The sequence below is a fragment of the Flavobacterium sp. genome (assembly GCF_043756175.1).
In the GTDB taxonomy this organism is placed as follows: Bacteria; Bacteroidota; Bacteroidia; order Flavobacteriales; family Flavobacteriaceae; genus Flavobacterium.
In genome coordinates this window covers 12,917-38,420 of the sequence record NZ_JAYURN010000097.1, presented here as the reverse complement: position 1 = coordinate 38,420, position 25,504 = coordinate 12,917, and the positions used below count along the sequence as shown (strand labels likewise).

General features: G+C 30.9%; 25 protein-coding genes, 1 other RNA gene and 1 riboswitch. Of the genes, 18 read left to right on the top strand and 8 right to left on the bottom strand.

The window, feature by feature from the left end; all coding sequences use genetic code 11:
- A partial coding sequence (locus tag ACH2BP_RS07550; RefSeq protein WP_395058539.1) for a hypothetical protein occupies positions 1 to 1,120 on the bottom strand: 1,120 nt, incomplete at its 3' end.
- Between the two features lie 348 nt (positions 1,121 to 1,468).
- Here ACH2BP_RS07550 and ACH2BP_RS07545 point away from each other — a divergent pair.
- The 12 genes from ACH2BP_RS07545 (at position 1,469) to ACH2BP_RS07490 (ending at position 12,293) form a co-directional block, all read left to right on the top strand.
- On the top strand, positions 1,469 to 1,954 hold the full coding sequence (locus ACH2BP_RS07545) for a SixA phosphatase family protein (RefSeq protein WP_395058537.1): 486 nt from the start codon (positions 1,469 to 1,471) through the stop codon (positions 1,952 to 1,954).
- Complete coding sequence (gene ppk1, locus ACH2BP_RS07540) at positions 1,954 to 4,068, top strand: polyphosphate kinase 1 (RefSeq protein WP_395058535.1); 2,115 nt, start codon at positions 1,954 to 1,956, stop codon at positions 4,066 to 4,068. The genes ACH2BP_RS07545 and ppk1 overlap by 1 nt, the downstream gene beginning before the upstream one ends.
- A gap of 42 nt (positions 4,069 to 4,110) precedes the next feature.
- On the top strand, positions 4,111 to 5,001 hold the full coding sequence (locus ACH2BP_RS07535; protein ID WP_395058533.1) for a Ppx/GppA phosphatase family protein: 891 nt from the start codon (positions 4,111 to 4,113) through the stop codon (positions 4,999 to 5,001).
- Entirely contained in the window at positions 4,988 to 5,209 is a 222-nt protein-coding gene (locus ACH2BP_RS07530; RefSeq protein ID WP_395058531.1) for a hypothetical protein, read from the top strand. The genes ACH2BP_RS07535 and ACH2BP_RS07530 overlap by 14 nt, the downstream gene beginning before the upstream one ends.
- A 76-nt stretch (positions 5,210 to 5,285) precedes the next feature.
- Positions 5,286 to 5,383: riboswitch (TPP riboswitch) on the top strand.
- Between the two features lie 64 nt (positions 5,384 to 5,447).
- Entirely contained in the window at positions 5,448 to 5,654 is a 207-nt protein-coding gene (thiS, locus tag ACH2BP_RS07525) for a sulfur carrier protein ThiS (RefSeq protein WP_395058529.1), read from the top strand.
- A 199-nt stretch (positions 5,655 to 5,853) separates the two neighbouring features.
- A complete protein-coding gene (thiC, locus tag ACH2BP_RS07520; RefSeq protein WP_395058527.1) occupies positions 5,854 to 7,677 on the top strand; it encodes a phosphomethylpyrimidine synthase ThiC in 1,824 nt (607 codons plus the stop codon).
- Positions 7,678 to 7,679: 2 nt separating this feature from the next.
- The gene (locus ACH2BP_RS07515; RefSeq protein ID WP_395058525.1) at positions 7,680 to 8,288 is read left to right on the top strand and encodes a thiamine phosphate synthase; all 609 of its coding nucleotides are present in this window, start codon (positions 7,680 to 7,682) and stop codon (positions 8,286 to 8,288) included.
- The gene (locus tag ACH2BP_RS07510) at positions 8,261 to 9,016 is read left to right on the top strand and encodes a hydroxymethylpyrimidine/phosphomethylpyrimidine kinase (RefSeq protein WP_395058523.1); all 756 of its coding nucleotides are present in this window, start codon (positions 8,261 to 8,263) and stop codon (positions 9,014 to 9,016) included. The genes ACH2BP_RS07515 and ACH2BP_RS07510 overlap by 28 nt, the downstream gene beginning before the upstream one ends.
- A complete protein-coding gene (locus ACH2BP_RS07505) occupies positions 9,009 to 9,638 on the top strand; it encodes a thiamine phosphate synthase (RefSeq protein ID WP_395058521.1) in 630 nt (209 codons plus the stop codon). The genes ACH2BP_RS07510 and ACH2BP_RS07505 overlap by 8 nt, the downstream gene beginning before the upstream one ends.
- On the top strand, positions 9,625 to 10,395 hold the full coding sequence (locus ACH2BP_RS07500) for a thiazole synthase (RefSeq protein WP_395058519.1): 771 nt from the start codon (positions 9,625 to 9,627) through the stop codon (positions 10,393 to 10,395). Before ACH2BP_RS07505 ends, ACH2BP_RS07500 begins: the two co-directional genes overlap by 14 nt.
- 25 nt (positions 10,396 to 10,420) lie before the next feature.
- Complete coding sequence (gene thiH / locus ACH2BP_RS07495) at positions 10,421 to 11,569, top strand: 2-iminoacetate synthase ThiH (protein ID WP_395058517.1); 1,149 nt, start codon at positions 10,421 to 10,423, stop codon at positions 11,567 to 11,569.
- Between the two features lie 13 nt (positions 11,570 to 11,582).
- Complete coding sequence (locus tag ACH2BP_RS07490; protein WP_395058515.1) at positions 11,583 to 12,293, top strand: HesA/MoeB/ThiF family protein; 711 nt, start codon at positions 11,583 to 11,585, stop codon at positions 12,291 to 12,293.
- Position 12,294: 1 nt separating this feature from the next.
- On the opposite strand, the gene ACH2BP_RS07485 is transcribed toward ACH2BP_RS07490, so the two are convergent.
- Positions 12,295 to 12,732, bottom strand: coding sequence for a DNA polymerase III subunit gamma/tau (locus ACH2BP_RS07485; protein WP_395058513.1), 438 nt, complete (start codon positions 12,730 to 12,732; stop codon positions 12,295 to 12,297).
- A gap of 227 nt (positions 12,733 to 12,959) precedes the next feature.
- On the bottom strand, positions 12,960 to 14,045 hold the full coding sequence (gene dnaX / locus ACH2BP_RS07480; RefSeq protein WP_395058511.1) for a DNA polymerase III subunit gamma/tau: 1,086 nt from the start codon (positions 14,043 to 14,045) through the stop codon (positions 12,960 to 12,962).
- Between the two features lie 923 nt (positions 14,046 to 14,968).
- Between dnaX and rnpB the strand changes: the two genes are divergently transcribed.
- From rnpB to ACH2BP_RS07465, 3 genes are all read left to right on the top strand, one after another.
- Positions 14,969 to 15,312: RNase P RNA component class A (gene rnpB, locus ACH2BP_RS07475), an RNA gene on the top strand.
- A gap of 36 nt (positions 15,313 to 15,348) precedes the next feature.
- Complete coding sequence (locus ACH2BP_RS07470) at positions 15,349 to 15,567, top strand: hypothetical protein (protein ID WP_395058509.1); 219 nt, start codon at positions 15,349 to 15,351, stop codon at positions 15,565 to 15,567.
- Positions 15,567 to 15,869, top strand: a complete 303-nt coding sequence (locus ACH2BP_RS07465; protein WP_395058507.1) for a type II toxin-antitoxin system RelE/ParE family toxin — start codon at positions 15,567 to 15,569, stop codon at positions 15,867 to 15,869. The genes ACH2BP_RS07470 and ACH2BP_RS07465 overlap by 1 nt, the downstream gene beginning before the upstream one ends.
- Here ACH2BP_RS07465 and ACH2BP_RS07460 read toward each other — a convergent pair.
- Together ACH2BP_RS07460 and ACH2BP_RS07455 are read right to left on the bottom strand one after the other, a co-directional pair.
- A complete protein-coding gene (locus ACH2BP_RS07460; RefSeq protein WP_395058505.1) occupies positions 15,866 to 16,555 on the bottom strand; it encodes a response regulator transcription factor in 690 nt (229 codons plus the stop codon). The genes ACH2BP_RS07465 and ACH2BP_RS07460 overlap by 4 nt on opposite strands.
- Before the next feature lie 258 nt (positions 16,556 to 16,813).
- Positions 16,814 to 18,169 carry a sensor histidine kinase gene (locus tag ACH2BP_RS07455; protein ID WP_395058503.1) on the bottom strand — a complete coding sequence of 452 codons (1,356 nt, stop codon included), beginning with the start codon at positions 18,167 to 18,169 and terminating at the stop codon, positions 16,814 to 16,816.
- Positions 18,170 to 18,285: 116 nt separating this feature from the next.
- On the opposite strand from ACH2BP_RS07455, the gene ACH2BP_RS07450 reads away from it, so the two are divergent.
- Positions 18,286 to 19,263: a dienelactone hydrolase family protein gene (locus ACH2BP_RS07450; RefSeq protein WP_395058501.1), complete on the top strand. Its 978-nt coding sequence runs from the start codon at positions 18,286 to 18,288 to the stop codon at positions 19,261 to 19,263.
- A 214-nt stretch (positions 19,264 to 19,477) separates the two neighbouring features.
- The gene (locus ACH2BP_RS07445; RefSeq protein ID WP_395058499.1) at positions 19,478 to 21,580 is read left to right on the top strand and encodes an outer membrane beta-barrel protein; all 2,103 of its coding nucleotides are present in this window, start codon (positions 19,478 to 19,480) and stop codon (positions 21,578 to 21,580) included.
- A 27-nt stretch (positions 21,581 to 21,607) separates the two neighbouring features.
- Here the strand turns inward: ACH2BP_RS07445 and ACH2BP_RS07440 are convergent, their stop codons facing one another.
- From ACH2BP_RS07440 to ACH2BP_RS07430, 3 genes are all read right to left on the bottom strand, one after another.
- Positions 21,608 to 22,198 (bottom strand): hypothetical protein, encoded by a 591-nt coding sequence (locus ACH2BP_RS07440; RefSeq protein ID WP_395058497.1) that lies wholly within the window; start codon positions 22,196 to 22,198, stop codon positions 21,608 to 21,610.
- Between the two features lie 93 nt (positions 22,199 to 22,291).
- A complete protein-coding gene (gene rsmD, locus ACH2BP_RS07435) occupies positions 22,292 to 22,876 on the bottom strand; it encodes a 16S rRNA (guanine(966)-N(2))-methyltransferase RsmD (RefSeq protein WP_395058495.1) in 585 nt (194 codons plus the stop codon).
- Positions 22,867 to 23,691, bottom strand: a complete 825-nt coding sequence (locus ACH2BP_RS07430) for a DUF3822 family protein (protein ID WP_395058493.1) — start codon at positions 23,689 to 23,691, stop codon at positions 22,867 to 22,869. The genes rsmD and ACH2BP_RS07430 overlap by 10 nt, the downstream gene beginning before the upstream one ends.
- A gap of 247 nt (positions 23,692 to 23,938) precedes the next feature.
- Here ACH2BP_RS07430 and ACH2BP_RS07425 point away from each other — a divergent pair, with 247 nt between their 5' ends.
- Positions 23,939 to 25,360: an ATP-dependent RecD-like DNA helicase gene (locus tag ACH2BP_RS07425; protein ID WP_395058491.1), complete on the top strand. Its 1,422-nt coding sequence runs from the start codon at positions 23,939 to 23,941 to the stop codon at positions 25,358 to 25,360.
- The last annotated feature ends 144 nt before the right edge of the window (positions 25,361 to 25,504 follow it).

The following is a 25,504-nucleotide window of genomic DNA, read 5'->3' as shown; positions in this document are numbered from 1 at the left end:
TAGTGTCACTAACTTTAATGTTTTGACTACAAGTTGTAAAAGGAATTCCGTTAAATAACAATGTATAGGTTCTGATAAAATCAGCTTGATCACCATCAGAACAAATTAATGTATCACCAGAATCGCTACTTGTCATAGTTACAGTTTTGCCACAGGCATTATAGTTAAATACAGATGTTGGATTTGTAAGTGGACTTGGAATTAAGCACCCATTTACGTTTATAGATGATAACAAACAAGTTGCAGATGGGACACAACAAGATGCTACAGAAATTATTTTTGGTAGTCCACAAGCTTTTGAAGGAGGAGTATTACTATCAATTACGGTTAATGTAACTTCATAATCTCCAGCACCACCGTAATTTGAAAAATCAATTGTTAAAGGACTTTCAAAAAAAGGAGAATCAGGTAAAGTTGGATTAGAAATTGGCACACCATTTTTGGTAATATCCCATTTGTAAGAAGTATAAGGTAAAATACCTCCAGTTGTTGTAGATGTAAAAACATAGGTTTGTGCTGAATTATTAAGAGGGCAACTTCCAACAGAGGTAAAATCTGGTTTTATAGGAGTTATTACAATCATGTTTGTACTAATATCATATTTAAAACAGTGAGGACCAAGATCACAATCTCCAACGTTGCAAACATTATTGCCAACTGAATTTCCCCAACCTATAAATATATTTTTAAGTGATAGTACTTCACCACAAGTCCATTGAATTGAATTGGGTGTACTAGGCATATAAATATAAAATGTTCCTGAACTGGTCGTAGAACAGCTTTCATAACGAATATGTTGCTGAAAAATATTATTAACAAAAACATCTGCTTCAATTTGAGTTCCATAACGTGTTGTAGCATTTTGATCAAGAGTGATTTTTAAATAACCGTTAATCGTAGAACCGGTTAAACATGATGTTGGTAGAGGTAAAAAACCACCAGAACCATTAGGTGTTGTAGATACCAGTTCAACTCTCTTTATACTTATATCATTAGAACTACATCCATTACAACTATAAGTAGATTGAGAATATGAAAAATTACAAGAGAATGCTAATGAAAATAACAAAATTAGTTTCAGTAAACTTTTTTTCGGTAATAAATGAGTAATATTTTTCATAAACTTTATTTTTTAGTTTAAAAAAATGATAGATATGGCTAATTATAACTACATTTAGTTATAAGAAATCAATGATGCAATTAGAGAATTGCTATAACAAGGTTTGTTAAAAAAGTTAAATAAATTCTGAAGTGGTATTTTGAATTTACTTTGAATTGGAAATAGGTTTCAATTGATTTTCATCAGTTTCAACGATACTAAATTATATTATAAATAGTAAAGTCTAAAAAATATCAATACTTTTTCGATGAACGTGCCAATAAAACCTTTGAATTAACATTTTTTTTGTAATTCATAAAATAAAGTAACATAACAATAATACTAATACTAATTAATTACAGTTAAGTTATGAAATCACTAATTTTAGTTAGACATTCAAAATCAAATTGGGATTTACCAGTTTTAGATATTCATAGATCATTAACAGAATCTGGAATTCTAAATATCCAGAAAGTTGCCGTTATGGCAAAAGAGATTTTATCAAGTAATTGTGTAATATGGAGTAGTACAGCTGTTAGAGCATCTCACACCGCATTATTATTTTGTAAACAAGGATTATTAGACGAAAATAAAATTGAATTTAAAGACAATCTTTATACTTTCGATGAAAATCAACTCGAAAAAGAAATAAAAAAATGCGAAAATAATGTAGAAAACCTAATTCTTTTCGGACATAATGAGGCAATTACAAATTTTGTTAATAAATTTGGAGATAAATATATAACAAACGTTCCAACAGCTGGATTTGTTTACTTACAATTTGAACAAAATAGCTGGAAAGATATTAATAAAGGAAAAACAATTCGAACTATTTTTCCTAAAGAAATAGATTAATGATAATTACCGAAAACAAATATATAGATAAAGAAAAAAGTTGGTTGGCTTTTAATTTTAGAGTTTTACAAGAAGCCGCTGACAGTCGAGTTCCGTTATTAGATAGAATGCGATTTTTAGGAATATTCTCAAATAATTTAGATGAATTTTTTAGAGTTCGCTACGCTGCAATTCGTAGATTGAGTTTGGCCGGAGAAACCGCCGAGAAAATTTTAGGAGGAATCTCCTCTCAAAAATTATTAAAAGAAATTACCGAAATTGTAATCGGGCAGCAATCAGAAAGTTTAAGGATATTGAGCGTTATTGAGAAAGAACTTGAAAATCAGAACGTTTATATTATAAATGAAAACGAAATTTCTAAAGAGCAAGAAAATTTTGTAAAAGATTTTTTTATTCAAAAAGTTAGTCCAGCATTGGTAACAATTATCCTGAATGATTTAGCAGAATTCCCTTTGCTTAAAGATACTTCGGGCTATTTAGCCATAAAACTGGTCATGAAGCCAAAGGAAACTTCATCAATTCTTGAAAAAATTAAAATTAAAAAAGAAATTCGTTATGCAGTTATCGAAATTCCTAAAACAATTAATCGTTTTGTAGTTTTACCTTCAGTAAATGAAAAGCAGCATATCATCCTTTTAGATGATTTGATTCGTTACAATTTGCATAATATTTTTAATATTTTCGATTACGAAAGTATCTCGGCTCACATGATAAAAATTACACGTGATGCACAATTAGAGCTTGATAGTGATTTGAATAAAAGTTTTATCGAAAAAATATCATCAAGTGTAAAAGACCGACGAATAGGGGAGCCTGTGCGTTTTATATATGATCAAACAATTGATAAAGATACTTTGAAATTCTTTCTTCGCAACATGGAAATTGATGCTAAAGAAAGTATTATTCCTGGCGGGAGATACCACAATCGTAGAGATTATATGGATTTTCCAAACCTAGGAAGATATGATTTGTTATATAAAACCAATTTGCCACTTCCTGTTGAAGGACTAAGTCTTGAAGGAAGTATTCTAAAAAAAATAGAGCGCAAAGATTATCTAGTAAATGCACCATATCAGTCATTTTCATATATAATTAAGTTTTTGAGAGAAGCTGCTTTAGATCCAAAAGTATCAGCTATAAAAATCACATTGTACCGATTAGCAAAAAATTCTCAAATTGTAAGTTCTCTTATAAACGCTGCTAAAAACGGAAAAAAAGTAACGGTTCAAATCGAATTGCAAGCGCGTTTTGATGAAGCTAGTAATATCTCCTATGCAGAACAGATGCAAACCGAAGGAATCGAACTTATTTTTGGGGTAAAAGGACTAAAAGTACATAGCAAAGTTTGTCTGATAGAACGTATTGATGATGATGGAAAACTAAAACGTTACGGTATTATTTCTACAGGAAATTTTAACGAATCGACAGCTAAAGTTTATACCGATGTGACATTGTTTACAGCACATCAGCAAATATTGAAAGATGTCTCTAAAGTTTTTGAATTCTTTCAAATAAATTATAGAGTTCATAGATACAAACATTTAATTGTTTCTCCACACTATACAAGAACTCGTTTTAATAAATTAATAGACAAGGAAATTCTAAATGCAAGTTTAGGAAGACCAGCATTTTTAAAACTTAAAATGAATAGTTTGTCAGACAATAAAATGATCGATAAACTATATGAAGCCAGTAGATCAGGAGTTAAAATTCAATTAATAATAAGAGGGATTTGTTCTTTAATACCTGGTGTAAAAGGAATGAGCGAAAATATTGAAGCTATTTCTATAGTAGATAATTATTTAGAACATTCTAGAGTTTATATTTTTTGTAATAATAACGAACCAGAAGTTTATATTTCATCTGCCGATTTTATGACCAGAAATTTAGATAGTAGAGTAGAAATTACTTGTCCTATTTATGATGAAAGTATCAAAAAAGAGTTAATAGACACTTTCGATATTGGTTGGAAAGGAAATGTAAAAGTACGTTATCATTCAGAAAAATTAGATAATAAATACCGATTGAGAGGAGAAAGTACAATTTTTAGAGCACAATTGGAAACCTATAATTATTATCGTGATAAAATTGAGGTGGTTACTGAAAAAGTTTAGATCTTAAATCTAAATTCTAATATCTAAATTCTAAAATTAAGAATGATTTCAATAAAAAAATATGCTGCAATCGATATCGGATCAAATGCCATGAGGCTTTTGATTACAAATATTGTGGAACAAGTTGGTAAAGAAACTCAGTTTAATAAAAGTGCTTTAATTCGAGTGCCAATTCGTTTAGGACAAGATGCTTTTACCGTTGGCGAAATCACCGAAGAAAATATAGACCGGATGGTCGATGCTATGAAAGCTTTCAAATTATTAATGAAAGTATATAAAGTAGAACAGTATATGGCGTGTGCTACTTCAGCTATGCGTGAGGCATATAACGGAAAAGAAGTAGTAGCAATTATAAAGAAAAAGGCAGATATAAAAATTGAAATTATCGACGGAAAAACAGAAGCAGCCATTATTGCTTCATCCGACTTACATCAATTTATAAAAACCGAACAAACCTATCTTTATGTTGATGTTGGTGGAGGAAGTACCGAGTTTTCTTTATTTTCTGATGGAAAAATGATTGTTTCAAAATCATTTAAAAACGGAACAGTTCGTTTGCTAAACAATATGGTAAATGATATTGTTTGGGAAGAAATCGAAAAATGGATAAAAACCAACACCGAAGAATATGACAATATAACCTTAATTGGTTCTGGCGGAAACATAAACAAGATTTTTAAATTGTCAGGAAAATTGCAAGATAAACCTTTATCATATATGTATTTGCATACACAATTCCAACATTTAAATTCTCTAACATACGAACAGCGTATCGCAGAAATGGCTTTAAACACAGACCGCGCCGATGTTATCATACCAGCTCTAAGTATATACTTAAAAGCTATGAAATGGAGTGGAGCTAATAAAATTTATGTTCCAAAAATTGGATTGTCTGATGGTATTGTAAAAGCAATGTATTATGGGAAAATATAAAAAAATAATCATTACAGTTGGTATTCTATTTTTAATTGTTGGAATCATTTTCGATACTTTTTTTGCAGGAATTCCAATTCAAAATGCATCCCAAGAAATGTTAAGTACATATGATAAAAACTCATTAATATCTAATTTTTTAATGATTTCAGGAATATGTATTATTTTATTAGGTTTGATTTTAAAGAAAAGAGAAACTGAAATTTAATTAGCATTAATTGACATTAGTCAGAATAATTATTCTCAAAAAATAATTTTGTAATAAAAATAAGTACTACATTTGTCACACACTTTAGGGGTGTCTACAATATTGTAGGCTGAGATTTTACCCTCTGAACCTGATGCAGTTCATACTGCCGTAGGGAAAAGTAAGAAGACTTCCTTGTACACCTATGTACAATTATAGCCATTCCTAAAGTATAACTATATACTAAATTCTAAAAGGAATGGAACTAAAAATCAACAATCAAACCAAATATTTCACACCAGAAAAGCTTACGGTTCAATCATTACTCGATTTAGAAATCCCCGTAAAACAAAAAGGGATTGCAGTAGCAATAAACAATACTGTGATTCCAAAATCAAATTGGAATTCACATTATCTTAACCCAACCGACGACATTCTAATAATTTCTGCAACTCAAGGAGGATAATTAGGTTACTCGAACGGGCTTCTCGATAGCTATCGGGACATTTCAAGTCCGTATACAAAACCTCTAAAACATAGTCATAGTAAGAGCTTCCTTTGGTCGCTTTCCTATTTCCTTGTTTTTTACGGTTTTGCCTTTACGGGCTTTCTTTTATTATCCCTAGTACATAAGAAAATATATCAAAATATAAAACTACAAGACAATGAACAGTGAAGAAAAAATCTCAAGAACCCCATTTCCAAATTCTAAAAAAGTATATATCGAAGGAGAAATCCACCAGATAAAAGTCGCCATGAGAGAAATCTCACTTGCAGATACAAAAATGTCAAATGGTCGAATAGAAAAAAATCCACCTCTAACCGTTTACGATACTTCAGGTGCATTTACCGATCCAAACATCGAAATAGATATACGAAAAGGATTGCCACGTCTTCGTGAACAATGGATCTTAGACCGTAATGATGTCGAAATTCTAACGGAAATCTCTTCTCAATACGGAAAAGAACGTCTAAATAATGATAAGTTAGATCATTTGCGTTTCGAGTATTTACACCAACCAATGCGTGCCAAAAAAGGAGCAAATGTATCCCAATTGTACTATGCAAAACAAGGAATCATTACACCTGAAATGGAATATATTGCCATTCGTGAAAACCAACGTTTAGAACTGATAAACGACCAAACCAAAGCGATGCAATGTCAGCACAACGGAAATAGCTTTGGGGCAAACACACCTAAAAGTAAAATCACACCCGAATTTGTAAGAAGCGAGGTTGCCCGTGGTCGTGCTATAATTCCTAACAACATTAACCATCCCGAAAGCGAACCCATGATTGTAGGTCGTAATTTCTTGGTAAAAATTAATGCCAATATAGGAAACAGTGCCGTAACTTCAAGCATCGAAGAAGAGGTAGAGAAATCTGTTTGGGCTTGTCGTTGGGGAGCTGATACTATTATGGATTTATCCACAGGAAAAAACATACACGAAACTAGAGAATGGATTATTCGTAATTCTCCAGTTCCAATTGGAACCGTACCAATTTACCAAGCCCTAGAAAAAGTAAACGGAATTGCCGAAGATTTAACTTGGGAAGTATATCGTGATACACTAATCGAGCAAGCAGAACAAGGAGTTTCCTATTTTACCATTCATGCAGGCGTTTTATTACGATATATACATCTAACGGCAGATCGTGTTACTGGAATTGTATCTCGTGGCGGATCTATTATGGCAAAATGGTGTTTATTTCATCACAAAGAAAATTTCTTATACACACATTTCGAAGATATTTGTGAAATCATGAAACAATATGATGTAGCCTTTTCATTAGGAGACGGTTTGCGTCCAGGTTCTATTGCCGATGCAAATGATGCAGAACAATTTGCCGAATTAGAAACACTTGGAAAACTAACCAAAATTGCCTGGAAACATGATGTTCAGGTATTTATTGAAGGTCCAGGTCATGTCCCAATGCACATGATTAAAGAAAATATGGAGAAACAATTAGAACATTGTGACGAAGCTCCTTTTTATACTTTAGGACCATTAACCACAGATATTGCCCCAGGTTATGATCACATTACTTCTGCAATTGGTGCTGCTATGATTGGCTGGTACGGTTGTGCGATGTTGTGTTATGTTACACCAAAAGAGCATTTGGGATTACCTAATAAAAAAGATGTAAAAGATGGAGTAATCACTTATAAAATTGCAGCTCATGCTGCCGATTTAGCAAAAGGTCATCCTGGGTCACAATACAGAGACAATGCACTAAGTAAAGCTCGTTTTGAATTCCGTTGGGAAGACCAATTTAATTTATCATTAGATCCAGACACAGCTCGTGAATTTCATGATGAAACACTTCCTGCCGACGGAGCAAAAGTGGCTCATTTTTGCTCGATGTGCGGTCCTAAATTTTGCTCTATGAAAATATCACAAGAAATTCGTGACGTAGCTGAAGCAGAAAAAGGCATGCAAGAGAAGTCACAAGAGTTTGTAGAAAGCGGGAAAGAAATTTACATCTAAATATGATAGTCATTACCAATGTTTTTTCTATTAGGAATGAAATCAACACAATTCATTCGCTGTTTTCGGAAGGATTAATGTTGTTGCATATTCGCAAACCTAATTTTTCAGAAAAGGAATTAAAAGTTTTTTTATCTGAAATTAAATTGGAATATAGAAACAAATTGGTTTTACATAGTCATCATCATTTAGCGGTTGGATTCGGAATCAATAAACTACACATTACAGGGAAAAACCGAGAGCAATTACTCACAAGCCCTGACAGGTTTTTAAAACCTGTCAGGTGTAAAACGTCAATTGCATCAACTTCAATTCATTCGATTCAAGATTTCAATACCTTATCAAAAGAATTTGATTATGCCTTTTTGAGTCCAATTTATCCGAGCATTTCAAAGCCAGATTATGTTTCCGAAGTCAATCATTTTGAAACTATAAAAAATCGAGTCAATTTTTCAACAAAACTAGTTGCTCTAGGTGGAATTTCTCCAGAAAATATTCAACAAACATTAGAAAATGGTTTTGATGATGTTGCTCTTTTGGGAATCATTTGGAATAGTACTAATCCGTTACAAAATTTTAAAAAATGTCAACAAATCGCCCTTTCGTATTAACAATTGCAGGATTAGACCCTTCGGCAGGAGCAGGAGTTTTGGCTGATGTAAAAACATTCGAACAACATTGTGTTTATGGTTTTGCCATTAATACTGGAAACACAATTCAAACTGAAAATATATTCTACGAAATGCAATGGACAGACTTGATTTTTGTTTTAAAATCATTAGACAAATTGTTTAATAATTATATGATTAAAGCAGTGAAAATTGGGATTGTTCCTTCATTAGATTATTTAAAAGACATTGTTTTTACTATTAAAAAACTTTCATCTAAAACAAAAATAGTTTGGGATCCAGTTTTAAAATCATCAACCAATTTTAATTTTTTAACCATCGAGAATCAATTTACTTTGATAGAGATATTAAGGAATATAGATCTAATTACTCCAAATTATAATGAAATACTGAAACTGCTTCCGCAGAAAATTTCCGAAGAAAATATTGCCGAAGAACTTTCAAAACATTGCTCAATTTTACTTAAAGGTGGACACAATCCAGAAGTAATCGGAACGGATTATTTATATAACAAAAACGAACGGATTACTATAAACCCGAAAACTACAACAATCATAGAAAAACACGGTTCCGGTTGCGTTTTATCATCGGCAATAACTGCTAATCTGGCGCTAAACTACGATTTAGTCATATCCTGCCAAAAGGCGAAGATTTACATTGAAAATTATTTAAACTCAAACAAAACTCAGTTAGGATATCATTATGTTTAGCAAATTACAATACATCTCGCAGGGAGAAACGATTTACCAGCAAATACGAAACATTCATCATGCTCTGGATAAAGGCTGCGACTGGATTCAATTACGATTTAAAAACGGTACGGAAGAACAATTAATCGATTTAGCCGAAACATCCAAACTCCTCTGCGATACCTATTCGGCTACTTTCATTATTAATGACAATCCTTATTTGTGCCAACAAGTTGATGCTGATGGAGTTCATTTGGGTTTAACCGATATGAGTGTCAAGGTAGTACGAACCATTCTGGACGAATTTAAAATTATTGGAGGCACAGCCAATACTTATGAGGATGTCCTTCGAAGATTTGAAGAAAACTGTGATTATATAGGTCTTGGCCCTTATAAATTTACTACTACCAAACAAAATTTGAGTCCGCTGCTTGGCTTGGAGGGATACCAAAACATTTTACAAAAACTGAAAGAGGAAAACATTCAAATTCCAATTTATGCCATTGGAGGAATAGAAATCGAAGATGTAGGAAATCTTATAAAAACAGGAATTCACGGAATTGCGGTTTCGGGTTTAATTACCAATGAAATTGAAGAAAAAAACGACACACAACTAAACACAACCTTATATGTCAACTCTTAAAATAGCCGATACAATATTCAATTCTAGATTGTTTTTAGGAACCGGAAAATTTGGCTCTAACCTTCAAATGGAAGAAGCGATTCTTGCCTCTGGAAGTGAATTAGTAACCGTTGCCCTAAAACGCATCGATTTAGAAACCGAAACAGATGCAATTTTATCACATTTAAAACATCCTAAAATTAATTTATTACCCAACACATCGGGAGCAAGGAATGCCAAAGAAGCCATTTTTGCTGCCCAATTGGCTCGTGAAGCTTTAGAAACTAATTGGCTGAAACTAGAAATTCACCCCGACCCAAAATATTTAATGCCTGATGCTATTGAAACTTTAAAAGCTACTGAAGAATTGGCAAAATTAGGATTTATCATCTTGCCATACATACACGCAGATCCAGTTTTATGCAAACATTTAGAAGAGGCCGGAACTGCGGCAGTTATGCCATTGGGATCACCAATAGGGAGTAATAAAGGCTTAAAAACCATCGATTTTTTAGAAATTATTATCGAACAAAGTAAAGTACCTGTCATTATTGATGCGGGAATAGGTGCTCCATCGGACGCTACAAAAGCAATGGAATTAGGTGCCGATGCTGTATTAGTAAACACGGCGATTGCCATCTCTGGAAACCCAAAACTAATGGCCGAAGCGTTTAAAGAAGCTGTAATCGCAGGCCGAAAAGCATTTGAAGCAAAAATGGGTCAACAATATAAGCATGCAGTAGCATCAAGTCCTTTGACAGCTTTTTTATATGAGTAAATAAAATTGATAAAAATCAAATAAAATGAGCACATTTAAAAATATTTTTGAAAACTATGATTGGGAAACAATTAAGGGAAAGATTTATCAAACGACTGCTTCAGAAGTTGAACTTTCATTGGCTAAAAACAAACGCAATTTAGATGATTTTTTAATCTTAATTTCACCTGCTTCTTTGCCTTATTTAGAACAAATGGCTCAAACGACGCATCAATTGACTAAAAAACGATTTGGTAAAATAATTCAAATGTATGCTCCTTTGTATCTGAGTAACGAGTGCCAAAACATTTGTACCTATTGTGGTTTTAGTATGGATAATAAAATCAAACGAAAAACCCTTACCGAAAGCGAAATTAAATTGGAGGTAGAAGCTTTGAAAAAAGCAGGTTTCGACCATGTTTTACTCGTTACGGGAGAAGCCAATTATACTGTAAATATTCATTATTTTCTAAATGCTATCACACAAATTAGAAATTATTTTTCGAATATATCTGTCGAAGTTCAGCCACTTTCAACCGAAGAATATCAACAATTACATGAGGCTGGCGTTTATTCCGTTTTAGTGTATCAAGAAACCTATCATCGAGAAGTGTATAAAGAATACCACCCGAAAGGGAAAAAATCAAATTTCGATTTTCGACTAGAAACGCCAGATAGAGTAGGGAAGTCCGGAATTCATAAAATCGGCTTGGGCGTTTTATTAGGTTTAGAGGATTGGCGTACGGATAGTTTTTTTAATGCTTTGCATTTGGATTATTTACAAAAAACATACTGGAAAAGTAAATATTCAGTTTCTTTTCCAAGATTACGCCCAGCAGAAGGAATTATAAAGCCTAATTTTATTATGGACGATAAAGATTTAACCCAACTTATATGTGCGTATCGTTTGTGGAATGAAGATTTAGAAATTTCTATTTCGACCAGAGAAAATGAAAATTTTAGAAACAATATTATTCCAATAGGAGTGACGAGTATGAGTGCTGGTTCCAAAACAAATCCTGGTGGTTATGTGGTCGATCCAAAATCATTAGAACAATTTGAAATTAGTGATGAACGCTCTGCACAGGAGATAGCTAAGATAATTTCAAATAGCGGATACGAAACAGTTTGGACGGATAGCCCCTTAATCCCCGAAGGGAGACATAAAAAATTTTCATTTCAATCTGAAATCTAAAATCTGAAATCAAATGAGTATAATACAAGATTTTTTACGATATAATAGGCAAATGATGTTGCCAGAAATCGGGGATATTGGTCAGCAAAAATTAAAAAAATCCAGAGTTTTAGTAATAGGGGCAGGAGGTTTAGGCTGTCCTATTTTACAATATATTGCCACGGCAGGAGTTGGAACTATTGGAATTGTAGATTTTGATATTATCGAATTACATAATTTGCACCGCCAAATTTTATATACAGAAAATCAAGTTGGATTATCGAAAGCGATTACAGCAAAAATAGTTTTAGAAACTTTAAATCCATTGATTAATGTAATTGCTTTTGATGAGAAATTGACTTTGGAAAATGCCGAAAAGATCATTCTCGATTTCGATATTATTGTCGATGGTTCAGACAATTTCACCACCAGATATTTAGTAAATGATACTTGCGTGAAAGCAGGAAAGCCTCTTATTTATGGAAGTATTTTAAATTTTGAAGGTCAGATGGTGGTTTTTAATCACCAAGGAAGTAAAAATCTACGTGATATATTTCCTGAAGCTCCAGATCCTAAAGATGTACCCAATTGTAATTTTAATGGAGTTTTAGGAACTTTACCAGGTATTATAGGAACAATGATGGCGCACGAAACTCTAAAATTGATTGCCGATTTACCAACTTTAAAAAATGAATTAATCATTTTTAACACCTTAGATTGGTCATTTAAAAAATTAAACTTTTAATTTATAAATCCAAATCGAAAGCCTTTCTTAACAATTCCAAAGCTGGATTTATTTCTTTCAATCGATCGTATTTTTCCTGAACAGTAAAAGCTTTTTTAGTTTCGATAGTTTCGTTTATTTTTATCTCAATCGTAATGTTATGATTGTGTAATTTCCCTCGAATATAACCCAACAAATCGTGCTTTTCACCATCAAAATCTATTTTAGAACTTTCGTTTGGCAATTCATGAATAATAGTAGTGCCTTCTAGTTTTGGATCATCAAGCAATAATAATGATTCAAGGATTTTGTATCCTTTATCGCCTAATCTATTGGCATATTTTATCCATTGCTCGAGCATTTGAGTTTCTGTAAATGGCTCAGTTGGTAACTCGTCATGGTGTTTTTCTATAGGTTTTAGTTGCGCTTCTAATGCTCGTTTGGCCTGAATACTTTTCATAGACAAAGCAGAAAATTTCGGAGCATTTGTCATCAAATTGGAAGAAGCAATCTCATCAACCTTAGGTTTTTGAACAACTTCAATAGGTTTCTGAATTTCTTCAACAATAGGATTTACTATTACAGGTTCATTGACAATTGCAACTTCTGAAACATTCTCGGGGATTTGATTACTAGTTTTAACCTCAGTAATTGAAAATCCTGAATTCCGATAATAAGTAGGTGGAATTATATATTGTTTAGCTTTTTTTTTTCTCCATCAAAAGTGATAGAGGCCAATTGCATCAAACAAAGTTCTACGAGTAATCGCTGGTTTTGAGAAACCTTAAATTTCAAATCACAATCATTAGCCAAATCGATTCCTTGTAACAGAAAATCTTGTGAAGCTTTTTGAGATTGAGCATAATACATTTTTTGTGCTTGTTCGCCAACTTCTAACAAAGCAATGGTTGCAGGTGTTTTGCTCACCAACAAATCTCTAAAATGAGAAGCCAATCCAGCAATAAAATGATGCCCATCGAAACCTTTTGCTAAAATATCGTTGTAAGCCAATAGTAATTCTGGAATTTTATTCTCCAAAATTAAATCCGTTACATTAATATACGTTTCATAGTCCAGCACGTTCAAATTTTCGGTAACTGCTTGACGTGTCAGGTTGTTTCCACAAAATGAAACGACTCTATCAAAAATAGATAAAGCATCTCGCATGGCGCCATCAGCTTTTTGAGCAATAATATGCAAAGCATCGTCTTCGCAAATGACACCTTGACTAGCAGCGACTTCGGCGAGATGTTCTTTAGCATCTTTGACTGTAATTCGTTTGAAATCGAATATCTGACAACGAGATAATATCGTTGGAATAATTTTATGTTTTTCGGTCGTTGCCAAAATAAAAATGGCATGCTTTGGTGGTTCTTCTAATGTTTTCAAAAAAGCATTAAATGCCGCTGATGACAACATGTGAACCTCGTCGATAATATAAACTTTATATTGTCCTGTTTGTGGCGGGATACGAACTTGATCTATCAGATTACGAATATCATCGACCGAGTTGTTTGAAGCAGCATCTAGTTCGAAAACATTGAATGCAAAATCTTCGTTTGGGTCATCGTAACCAGGTTGGTTTATTTTTCGAGCTAAAATTCTAGCACAAGTTGTTTTTCCTACACCACGAGGTCCTGTAAACAATAGGGCAGAAGCCAAATGATTGGTTTCTATAGCATTCAGTAAAGTATTGGTAATGGCTTGTTGTCCCACCACGTCTTTAAACGTTTGCGGACGATATTTACGAGCCGATACTACAAATTGTTCCATAGAAATTTATTCGAAAGCAAATATAGATGTAATAAGTCAAAAGTCAAAAGTGAAAAGTCAAAAGTTTTGAAATGTTTTGGTTAATTATTTCAAAATTTTATTATTGTTTATAATTTCTATGAATGAAGAGAATAGAACAGATTTTTTATGCAATAGAAAATATAACAAGTTATAAACAACTGCTAAAACAGAACTTAAGGTAGTTTAACATCTTTTAAAGTACAAAATCTTTAAGTGAAAAACTAATTTGCATATTATAAGGCAGTTTTAAGTACTCACACTTGTCATTCAATTTTAATTAGTTGCATTTTTACACATAATTGTTAATAAGTGTGTTTTCATTATTCAAAGCTTATAATTAGATTTGTAATGTTGTAAAGGGGTTATCTAGTTTCCTTATAACAAAAAACCGAAGCGGAAACTTCGGTTGTTGAGTGCTAGAGGTTTGAAGTCTAACTTTATTTTCGAACAGATGAAAATATTAATTTCTATTTACTGTTCACTTGTTATTTTCCAAGTGACAGTTTTACTAAAGGAGATTAGAAAATTAATTTATGTAATTAAAAACTAATCTAAAACTTAAACCCATTAAGATCTTTTTACAAGAAAACTGGTGGGTTTATACTTTTTATAAACTACTTATACCATTCTAGTTGTACAGTACAAATATACAAATCAATTTAAATTAAACATTTATTTTTTAAAAATTTTAGCTTTTAAATACTATTTCTTATAGATGTTACTAGACTCAATACTTAACGTGTATTATCTTTGATTAACGAAATGCCCTAGCCCTAATAGCAGTGGAAATCCTTTTTTTTACACCTGACAGGTTTTTGAAACCTGTCAGGTGTAAAAAAAAGATTGCAATCTCGTTTTTTAGAACGAGACGGGATTAGCTCGTAAAAAAAAACTACTTTTGCAGCGCAGACCGCCTTATCGTCGTTTCGTCTTTTGGGACGAGAGGGAGGAAAGTCCGGACACCAGAGAGAAGCATAGCGGGTAACGCCCGTCGGGCCTCGTCTTTACGGACGAGGTCAAGGACAAGTGCAACAGAAAGTATGTACAGGTAATGCTGTAGTGAAACCAGGTAAACTCTATGCGGTGAAATTTCAAGTATATCGGTAGTTAAGGGCTTCTCGTCCGTTGCTGAAGGGTAGAAAGATGGATCTCGTTGGTAACAACGAGACTAGATAAATGATAAGGTATCGTCTCGTTTTTCGGAACGAGATGAGAACAGAATCCGGCTTATAGGTCTGCTTTTTTAAAATTTATTTTGTAAATTTGATTAAAATATTTTATTATGGACATTCAAACATCTAAAATAGAGTTAGTAAAATTAATTTTGAATATTGATAATTCTGAATTTATTGATAGAGTTTCTAGTTTTATTAGAAATGAAAAATCTGATTTTTGGAATGATTTAAGTTTGGCTGAGCAAAATGATATTAGAAAAGGAATTTCAGATTTAGAAAACGGAAAAAGAATCGAGTTTTCTGAATTTTTGAAGAAAATTTCTTGATGAAAGTTTATTTATCGGAACTTGCTGAAAATAAATTGTTGCTACTAGTAGATTATTTGCTGGTAAAATGGAATTTGAAAGTTAAAAATGATTTTATTGAAAAGTTAACTCAAAAAATTGAACAAATTTCCAATCAACCTGAATGCTGTCCTCAATCTAAATATTTTTTAGGTTTGTATAAATGTGTTGTGACTAAACAAACTACATTTTATTACAGAATTTTTCTTGATGAAAATGAAATCGAGATTATTACTATTTTTGATACAAGACAAAATCCGTCGCAATTAGATAAAGAAATCTAGGTTTGAATCTTAAATTCTAAGCCTACATTGCGAATACTTTCGATAGTAATTCGGTTGTCGTTAGAGAAATATTTTCTGATTCGGCTTATAAAAACATCCATACTTCTTCCTGAAAAGAAATCGTCATTTCCCCAAATACTTTGCAAAATATCATTTCGTTTGATGAGTTGGTTTTTATTTTTTAGAAAAAATAAAATTATAGCAACTTCTTTTTCTGTAAGCCTTTGGGTATGATTACCTAACTTTAATTCTAACCTATTTGGATCGAAAATGTAATTGCCTATTGTTATTTCATCGACCAAAATGGTAGTTTGATTTTTTTTCTCGCCTCTTTTTAAAATATTGTTTAATCGCAAGACCAATTCATCGGCTTCAAAGGGTTTTACGATATAATCATCGGCACCCAATTGCAATCCTTTTAGTTTGTCTTCTTTTTGTTTTCTGGCAGTCAAGAAAACAAATGGTGTTTCTGGATTGATATCGATTATTTTTTCGGCAAGTGTAAATCCGTCCATTTTTGGCATCATGACATCAAATACACAAATGTCGAAAGTTTCTTCTTGAAATAGGAGTAAGGCTTCTTCTCCGTTTTTTGCCCAAGTAATTTGATAATTATATAATTCGAGGTATTGTTTGAGAACATCGGCAAAATCGAAATCGTCTTCGGCAAGTAGTACTTTTTTCATTTATTATTGTATTATAATGGCACGCGGATGAAACGGATAAAGCGGATTTACACGGATTTTTTAATTATTTTGTCATTCCGACGAAGGAGGAATCTCATAAAGAAAAGCAATTAATGAGATTCCTCCTTCGTCGGAATGACAACTAGTCTATAAATGGACTAAAATGAGTGCATAATTTGTATAAAAAGAGTTATAAAACTCTGTGAATCTCTGTGAATCTCTGCGTTTATCTTCGTGTGTCTTTGTGAAATGTTTTTATTATGGAATACTAATGTTAAAAACAGCTCCTTTACCCAAATCGCTAATCACAGCAATGGTTCCTTGGTGTGCTTTTATAATCTGATTTACATAATATAAACCCAAACCCAATCCTTTAGTATTGTGTAAATTTCCTTGTTCTACTCGATAAAATTTATCGAAAAGTAAGGAATGTTTGCTTTTTGAAATCCCAATTCCGTCGTCTTGAATACTAATATTGAATTGGTTATTTACTAATGAAGTTCTAATATTAATGTGATTGCAACCATATTTGACAGCATTTTCTAATACATTCTGAATCGCTGTCGTAAGATGAAATTTGTCAAGAAATAAAGAAGTTTCAATTGATTTAAATTCTGTTGAAATAGCAATTGATGGATTAGAAATTTTGAAATCATTGATAATTGAATTTAAAAAAACTTCAGAATTTATCTTTTCCTTTTGCAATTCGATTTCGCTGTCTTCCAATGAATTATTTAAAACCTGATCGATTAATTGTTGCAAACGATTGTTTTGACGCGATATTGTTGCCACTAAATTATCAAAATGTTTTTCGTTATCTCGAATGTCTTTTCTTTCTAATATTTTGGTAGAAATGGCTAATGTAGCCAATGGTGTTTTTAATTCGTGGGTAATATTATTAATGAAATCGGTTTTGATATCACTTATTTTTTTTTGTTTTATTAAAGCTTTAAAGGCAATAACAAATAACGTAATTAGGGTGAGAATTGACAAAATAGCAAAGCCTAAAATCATTGCCATTCGTCTCAGAATTATAGTTTCCCAATTGGCTACCGAAACATATAAAGCATCTTCGGTAAGTAATTTGAAATCAGCATTCAAAGTATTTCCGCTCGTTGTTCCTACATAATTTCGAACCAGAAAAGCATTGTCTAGGGAAGCTAAATCTCCATATAATTTATTTCCAATGATTGGCTTTTCTGCAAAAATAGTATCTGCTATTTTAGTGTCATTATAAAGTACAAACTTGTTAAGAACAATGGCAAAATCGAGTTGTAAATCTGGAATTTCTTCTTCAAATTTAAGTTGTAGTTTACGAGTTAATTCTTTTTTGAATTGGTTTTGTAGAATGGCATTTTTAATTCTGTATCTGGTTTTAGGATCTAAAATATAATTCATCGCCAATTCCCGATACAACAAATCTTTTTTGTTGAAAATAGTCGAATCGACATCACTATAATCGTTTGTGATATCAGCAATTTTGGTTTTTACTTCGGCTCTAAATTGCGCTACTTTATAATCATAAGTAGTTTTGACCAAATAAAATTGTATGGCTGAAAGTGCCATGAGCACCACCACAGAAAACAGAATTAATAAGTTGATTTTCTTCTTCATCACTTCAAAAATAATTGATTTTATGGAATAAAAAAGACATTAACCTAGCATTAACCTTCAATTAACTTTCAGATTCAAATTTTGAAAGCAATTTTGCATTGATAATTGAATACTAAATGAAGAAAATACTGCTAATTATGCTCTTAATTTCAAAAAATTACGCCATTGCCCAAAAAACTCCAGAAGATTTTGGTTACAGACAAATGTCATTCAAATTTCAAGATGATAAAGTAGATCTGATTGTTATTTCTAAAAAAGGAGAAGAGAAAATAGCCAAACCATTGTTCTTTTTTTGCCAAGGAAGTTTGCCAAGATCAGTTGTTATTTATGACGAAAAAGGGTTGTATGGGACTTTACCTTTTAACGAAACTCCTTTTTTAGATGAATATCATATCATAATTATTGCAAAACCAACTATTCCAATTATTGCTAATGCTAATATCTTGGGCAAAAATTTCATGTATTTGAAAGATAAAGAAAATGAAATTCCACCCAAAGGTTATACCGATAGAAATTATCTAGACTATTATGTTTTTAGGAACAATTTTATTCTCAAACAATTAAGTAAAGAACGATGGGTCGATAAGAAAAAGCTTGTAGTTGCTGGACATTCTGAAGGAAGTTCGATTGCTTCAAAAATGGCAATCTTATATCCTAAAATAACACATCTTATATATTCTGGAGGAAATCCTTTTGGGAGAATTGCAAATATTTTATCAGAAGAAAATGATAAAGAGACTATAATAAATTACTGGAAAACGGTGGTCGAAAACAGTACTGTTATCAATTATAATGGAGGTGATACTTATAAAGCTACTTATAGCTTTTCCTTACCACAAAGGGAAAATTTATTACAACTTAAAATTCCAATTTTAGTGACTTATGGTTCAAAAGATGTGGCAGCAAACTATAATGATTTGTTTCAAATAGAAGTTATTAGAGATCGAAAACAGAATTTCAGATTTATAAATTATTCTGGTTTAGAACATAATTTTTTTGCTGTAAATGAAAAATCAGAACCTATTTATGAGAAAGAGAATTGGGATAAAGTGGCGAAAGATTGGTTAGAATGGTTACATAATTCAACAAATTAACCCATTGGGTACAATTATTAAAAACTTAGGAATAATAAAATATTAACCACATAGAAACATAGAAAAAAAGAGTTAGATAGACCAATTCTTGGTTCACAAAGCTATGTTTTACTGTAATAAAGTGAAACGTCTCAAAGCAATTTATTAAAATCTATGTTTCTATGTGGTTAAAAACGACAAAAATAAAAATCACACGCAAAAGGTTAAATTAAAAATGAAAAAAACACTAATAATACTGTTTTGTTTGATGATTTCAAATTTAACATTGGCACAAAATGAAATCAAACAAGATACAATTTCTAAAAAGCTAGAAGAAGTAATCATAAAAAATGAAAAGAAAGTTTTCACCAATAAAAATGGAAATTTGAAAGTTGATGTAGCCAATTCAATCTTAAAATCAGTTCCAAATACGATCGATTTATTATCAAAACTGCCCAATGTAATTATTGGTGCTAATAAAGAAACGATTAGTATTATAGGAAAAGGGAATCCGTTACTTTATATAGACAATCAAAAAGTAAGTATAAACGATTTAAATACATTGTCTGTAGATGAAATTAAAAGCATTGAAATTATAAATAATCCATCAGCAAAATACGAAGCGGAAGGTCGAGTTGTCATTTTAATTACAAGGAAATTGAGCAAAAAAGAAGGGTTTAAAATCGATTTGACAGAAAGTGCTTCCGTCAAAAAAAGATTCAATAATTATGTAGGAATCAATGCCAGCATCAAAAAAAAGAAATTAGAAATTAAAGCAAATTTTAATTACAATCAGTTAACTATTTGGGAAGGACACGATATAAAATATGAGATTCTTGAGGAAAATATTATTTCAAATTATGATGTAGAAGCTTATACTAAAAGACCTCAGTTCATTTTTGGAAGCGGATTATTTTATAAAATAAATGAAGATGATTATTTTTCTATCAGCGGAAATGCAAGAGTTCAAAAAGATATTTTTGGTATCAATACAAAAACTTTCAACAAACAAAATACTATAGAAAACAATATTTTAACACGGAGTAATAACGATAACAATCGAGTTTATTTAAATTCCTTTGCAAATTATTCTAAGAAAATAAAATCGATAAATACACAATTATTTTCAGGCTTTCAGTTTTCTAATTTCAATCAAGAAATGGTTACTATAGTTGAAAATAGTTATAATAATTCACCATTTGAACTATTACAAAATAGGAATCAAAAATTTAATGTTTCGGTTATTTCAGGTAGAACAGATTTAGAAAAAACATTTAAAAACGAAATAAAATTAGAGATTGGTGGTTTGTTTCTTAGTGCAAATGCCAAGACAAATTCGGACATTTCAGATTTAATTAGTTTGACTTCAACAGCATCAAAATATAATTTTAAAGAGCAAAATATTTCAGGTTATTCACAAGTTTCAGGTAAAATAAAAAAGTTGCAATATTCAGCAGGCTTTAGAATTGAAAGCACCAATATTATTGGGAAATATACTAATGAAATTTTGCCTTTAATTAAAAAAGATTACACTAATTTTTTCCCGAAAGTACAATTTGACATTCCTGTAGATAGTTCGAAAGCGATTACTTTAAATTATTCTAAAAGTATAACTAGACCCAATTATTCGGCTACAAATCAAGGTTCTACTTATATAAATCCTTATTTTATTTATGGAAGTAACATCAATCTTGATCCAACAATTAATGATGAAATTGCAGCTAAATTTCAGTATAATGATAAATCAATTCGATTGAGTTATTACAAAAGTTCAAATCCTGCTTATGGAGATTTTAGTTATGATAATTCTCAAAATATTTTAACTTTTAGCCAGAAGAATTTCGATAAAGAAACGGGTTTTGAAATAGATTTTACGATTTCTTTTACTTATAAATTTTGGACAGTAAATAACAGTTTGAGTTTTATTTTAAATAAAATTGAAGACAAATTAGCCATACAAAACGAATCTAAAACATATATGTATTACTATTCAAATCATCAATTCAAATTGCCTAAAGAGTATATCATTTCTACAACAGTTTGGGGACTTACGACTCAAAATGAAGGTGTTTTTGAAAGAAAACAACCCAATTTTATTATGGATTTGGCTATTTCTAAGACGTTTTTAAAAAAATGGGATTGTACTTTAAGCTTTAATGATGTTTTTAAAAATTTCGTTTACAAAGAAGATTTCATGGTAAATAAAATAAGTTCGAAGTCAAATTATCTTTCAGATACGCATGAGATTTCTTTGGGAATTAAATATTCTTTTGGAAGAATAAAAGATTCAGAATTTAAAGAAAAAAGTATAAATGATGACGAGAATAGAATACGTTAACTCAACACTATAGAAGCAGTATTTTTATTAATATTTTGACTCAAAACTAGAATAATCATTTTGTAAATGACGAGAATTTTTAGTTTTCCAAAATTCATTATTTAATTCAAAATCAGATAGAGGTAGAGTTACAGATTCAAAATCATAACGTTTATTGTCTGAAATTTTACAACTACATATTTTTGCTTTAATAGAAACTGCTGATATTGATATAGTTTCTTTTCGTCCGTTTTTCCACTGTTTTTTTATGGTTTGAATTTTCTTGGCATTACTTTTTAAAAACTCGCGAAGTGTTTTTTGCTTTTTTTCAAATTCTTCCTCAAATTCAAATTTTGATTCAGTAGTAAAAGTATAGAAATTAGAGGTTTTTCCTAAGCAACAATCATCATAAGCATTGCTAGTATAAAATAAACTTAGAAAAAATGGAGAAAAATCAAAATCATCTTTTTTGTTTAATTTGTCTGATTCAGCAATCCAATATGATATTCTTCTAGGATGTAAATTATCATTTTGTTTGATATCAAATATTAAAACTATATAATTTTTATCAATAATACTTTGGGCAAAACTTGTTAAGCAGGCTGTCAATAATATTAAAATGAATAGTGATTTTCTCATTCGAATTCTGTTGTTTTAATATAGCTGCTAACGCATTAATTTATATAATTAGTGGTAAAAAAGTATAAATGATAACGAGATAGAATACGTTAATTACGCATCAAACTCATCATCTTCATCACCAGTTTCTTCCTCGCCATTTTCTAATTCGAAGAAGGTAAAAACCGAACCACCGTAACCTTTATCATAAGAAAAATTCTCCATGTGGTTTAGTTTTGTGTATTTTGAATGTTCGATAACCATCATACCATCGTCCTCTAACAAACCGTTTTCAAAAACCAATGTAATAATTTTTTCGAAATCTTTTTGATCCATTCCGTATGGAGGATCAGCAAAAATAATATCGTAACTGGCTTTGTTTTTCTCTAAGAAAGCGAAAACATCAATTTTTATGGGTGTAATGTCAAAATCGAATTCTTTAGTCGTTTTTCTAATAAAATTCACACAACCCATATCACCATCAACACTAGTAATGGGCTTACAACCTCGAGAGGCAAATTCGTAACTTATGCTTCCTGTCCCTGCAAATAAATCGAGAACACGAAGTTCTGTAAAATTGAAATTATTATTTAAAATATTAAATAAAGCTTCCTTACACATATCAGTCGTAGGGCGAACTGGCAAGTTTTTGGGTGGAGAAATTCGTCTTCCTTTGTATTTTCCTGATATTATTCGCACGCGTGTATTAGTATAAAGTTTTGTAAATAGTCTTGTTGTGAAATTTTACTTTCTAAATCATTATTCTCAAAAAATAAGGAAACATTTCTTATATATTTATATGCAATTTGATATGTCTCGCTTTCTTTTGTGATTTCTCCAAAGATTTTTAGTTGCAAAGTTTCTGGATTGAGTTGCAATTGTTCAACGGTAAATAATAAAAAATAAATAAAATCTTCTTTGGTTTTGTATTCAAAAGAGTTAAAAAGTATTAATTCTTGATTTTTAACTACAATAATCTGAAAATTATCGTTTTGGCAATGAATAAATACTTGTGGTTCTTCTTTATTTTTACTCAAATCCAATACTTTTTTTACAAGAATAGAATAGGAGTGTTTATAATCAAAACTTCCATAAATATCAATCAATGAATTGTTTATATTCACATAAGGAATGTAAACAGAATTCATATCATAGTTAGGTATTTTATCAAAAGTAATAAAATCTGTTTCAAAAACTTTAATGTTATATTGCAAATAACTTCCTAAATATTGCTCATCAAACAAAACATGTGGAACAAATGCTGAAAGATTATTGTTATGAAGAACCAATATAGAATCAAATTTTGATTGTAAAATGGGTGTGTTTTTTATAAAATTTATAATTTCCTCTTCTATATCAATAAAATTATTCGATTTTTTTATGGGATAATTACCAATAGTTTCAATTTTGTTAGACAAAGTATCCATTATGCAAAATGAAATTTCAGATAGTGAAATTTGCAACACTAACTTAATGTATTTTTTATCTAGAATTGTTGGTGATGAAATCTGCATTGCGTGAATCTCAGTTATATGGCAAATCTACAATTTTTTTTACTTTAATAAACAAACTAGAAAATTTTGATTAGAAGATTTACTTTTAAAAATTCAACCATAGATTCTCAGATTTTAAATTAGTGAATTCGTGGCAAAAAATCACAAAAATTGATGAATTACAAAAAAATCTGTGAATCAGTAGTAAAAAAGTAAACAAGTTAATTTTGATGTGTATATTTGAAATATAATATTTTATCAAAAATAAATGAGTGCTTCTTTGTTATACAGTGTTTTACAAAAAAAAATTCCGTTTAAACCCACCGTAAAACAAGATATTTTCTTTCAGCAAATTGCAGAATTTATTACAAACAGTAATAAAGACGAAATTTTTGTGCTAAAAGGTTATGCAGGAACAGGAAAAACAACCGTGATTTCGACAATTGTAAATAACCTAATCGAAATAAATAAAAAGTATGTTTTGCTCGCCCCAACTGGTCGTGCAGCAAAAGTAATTTCTAATTATTCGAACAAACCTGCATTTACCATTCACAAAAAAATATATTTTCCTAAAAAGACATCTGGCGGTTGCGTTTCATTTACATTGCAACCTAATAAACATAAGAATACCATCTTTTTTATTGATGAATCATCGATGATTTCGGATGTGAATACCGAATCTAAATTATACGAAAATGGCTCACTTTTAGATGATTTAATTTCCTATGTATATTCTGGCGATAAATGCAAAATGATTCTGTTAGGTGACACGGCACAATTACCACCAGTTCAGTTAGATATATCTCCAGCTTTAGATACAGATACTTTGAGTTTACATTATAATAAAGATGTGTATTCTATCGAATTTGATGAAGTAATGCGTCAAGAAGAAAACTCGGGAATTTTGTATAATGCTACAGAACTTAGAGAATTATTAAAAGATGTATTTTTTGATAGTTTCAAATTTAATCTCAAAGGATTTAAAGATATTGTAAGATTATCAGATGGTTACGATATTCAAGACGCCATCAATTCGGCTTATAGCAATTATAGTATCGAAGACACCGCGTTTATAGTCCGTTCTAACAAGCGAGCCAATCAATACAATCAGCAAATTAGAACAAAAATTTTAGATAAAGAAAGCGAACTTTCTACAGGAGATTTTCTAATGGTTGTAAAAAATAATTACTTTTGGCTAAAGGATTCCGACCAAGCTGGTTTTATTGCCAATGGTGATATTATCGAAGTGTTGGATATTCGAAATATAAAAGAATTATATGGCTTCAAATTTGCTAATGTCAAGATACGAATGGTCGATTATCCAGACCAAAAACCATATGAAACCGTTTTATTATTAGATACCATTTCGAGCGAATCACCGTCATTATCCTATGAAGAATCGAATAGATTGTACCAAGAAGTGATGAAAGATTATGAAGGAGAAACGAAGTTTAAACAATTTCAGAAAGTAAAAGAAAATGAATATTTCAATGCGTTACAAGTCAAATTTTCATACGCTATAACGTGTCACAAATCACAAGGAGGACAATGGAATACAGTATTTATCGAGCAACCATATTTACCCAACGGAATCGACAAAGATTATATTCGCTGGTTATATACCGCTATGACAAGAGCAAAAGATAAGTTATATTTAATAGGTTTTAAAGATGAAAATTTTGTAGAATAAAATAATATGAGCGTTACCACAAGGGTCGGGCTTTGCGTTGCAATCTTTTCCTTTTTAAAGAAAAAAGAAAAAGGATATCCACTTCAATCCCTAACGCAAAATGTAGAATGTTTTGTCATTTCGACGAAGGAGAAATCTCATAAA

Coding starts and splice junctions, on each gene's coding strand:
- ACH2BP_RS07545 (WP_395058537.1), top strand. CDS start 1,469: ATGAAATCACTAATTTTAGTTAGACATTCAAAATCAAATTGGGATTTA.
- ppk1 (WP_395058535.1), top strand. CDS start 1,954: ATGATAATTACCGAAAACAAATATATAGATAAAGAAAAAAGTTGGTTG.
- ACH2BP_RS07535 (WP_395058533.1), top strand. CDS start 4,111: ATGATTTCAATAAAAAAATATGCTGCAATCGATATCGGATCAAATGCC.
- ACH2BP_RS07530 (WP_395058531.1), top strand. CDS start 4,988: ATGGGAAAATATAAAAAAATAATCATTACAGTTGGTATTCTATTTTTA.
- thiS (WP_395058529.1), top strand. CDS start 5,448: ATGGAACTAAAAATCAACAATCAAACCAAATATTTCACACCAGAAAAG.
- thiC (WP_395058527.1), top strand. CDS start 5,854: ATGAACAGTGAAGAAAAAATCTCAAGAACCCCATTTCCAAATTCTAAA.
- ACH2BP_RS07515 (WP_395058525.1), top strand. CDS start 7,680: ATGATAGTCATTACCAATGTTTTTTCTATTAGGAATGAAATCAACACA.
- ACH2BP_RS07510 (WP_395058523.1), top strand. CDS start 8,261: ATGTCAACAAATCGCCCTTTCGTATTAACAATTGCAGGATTAGACCCT.
- ACH2BP_RS07505 (WP_395058521.1), top strand. CDS start 9,009: ATGTTTAGCAAATTACAATACATCTCGCAGGGAGAAACGATTTACCAG.
- ACH2BP_RS07500 (WP_395058519.1), top strand. CDS start 9,625: ATGTCAACTCTTAAAATAGCCGATACAATATTCAATTCTAGATTGTTT.
- thiH (WP_395058517.1), top strand. CDS start 10,421: ATGAGCACATTTAAAAATATTTTTGAAAACTATGATTGGGAAACAATT.
- ACH2BP_RS07490 (WP_395058515.1), top strand. CDS start 11,583: ATGAGTATAATACAAGATTTTTTACGATATAATAGGCAAATGATGTTG.
- ACH2BP_RS07485 (WP_395058513.1), bottom strand. CDS start 12,732: ATGAAAAGTATTCAGGCCAAACGAGCATTAGAAGCGCAACTAAAACCT.
- dnaX (WP_395058511.1), bottom strand. CDS start 14,045: ATGGAACAATTTGTAGTATCGGCTCGTAAATATCGTCCGCAAACGTTT.
- ACH2BP_RS07470 (WP_395058509.1), top strand. CDS start 15,349: ATGGACATTCAAACATCTAAAATAGAGTTAGTAAAATTAATTTTGAAT.
- ACH2BP_RS07465 (WP_395058507.1), top strand. CDS start 15,567: ATGAAAGTTTATTTATCGGAACTTGCTGAAAATAAATTGTTGCTACTA.
- ACH2BP_RS07460 (WP_395058505.1), bottom strand. CDS start 16,555: ATGAAAAAAGTACTACTTGCCGAAGACGATTTCGATTTTGCCGATGTT.
- ACH2BP_RS07455 (WP_395058503.1), bottom strand. CDS start 18,169: ATGAAGAAGAAAATCAACTTATTAATTCTGTTTTCTGTGGTGGTGCTC.
- ACH2BP_RS07450 (WP_395058501.1), top strand. CDS start 18,286: ATGAAGAAAATACTGCTAATTATGCTCTTAATTTCAAAAAATTACGCC.
- ACH2BP_RS07445 (WP_395058499.1), top strand. CDS start 19,478: ATGAAAAAAACACTAATAATACTGTTTTGTTTGATGATTTCAAATTTA.
- ACH2BP_RS07440 (WP_395058497.1), bottom strand. CDS start 22,198: ATGAGAAAATCACTATTCATTTTAATATTATTGACAGCCTGCTTAACA.
- ACH2BP_RS07430 (WP_395058493.1), bottom strand. CDS start 23,691: ATGCAGATTTCATCACCAACAATTCTAGATAAAAAATACATTAAGTTA.
- ACH2BP_RS07425 (WP_395058491.1), top strand. CDS start 23,939: ATGAGTGCTTCTTTGTTATACAGTGTTTTACAAAAAAAAATTCCGTTT.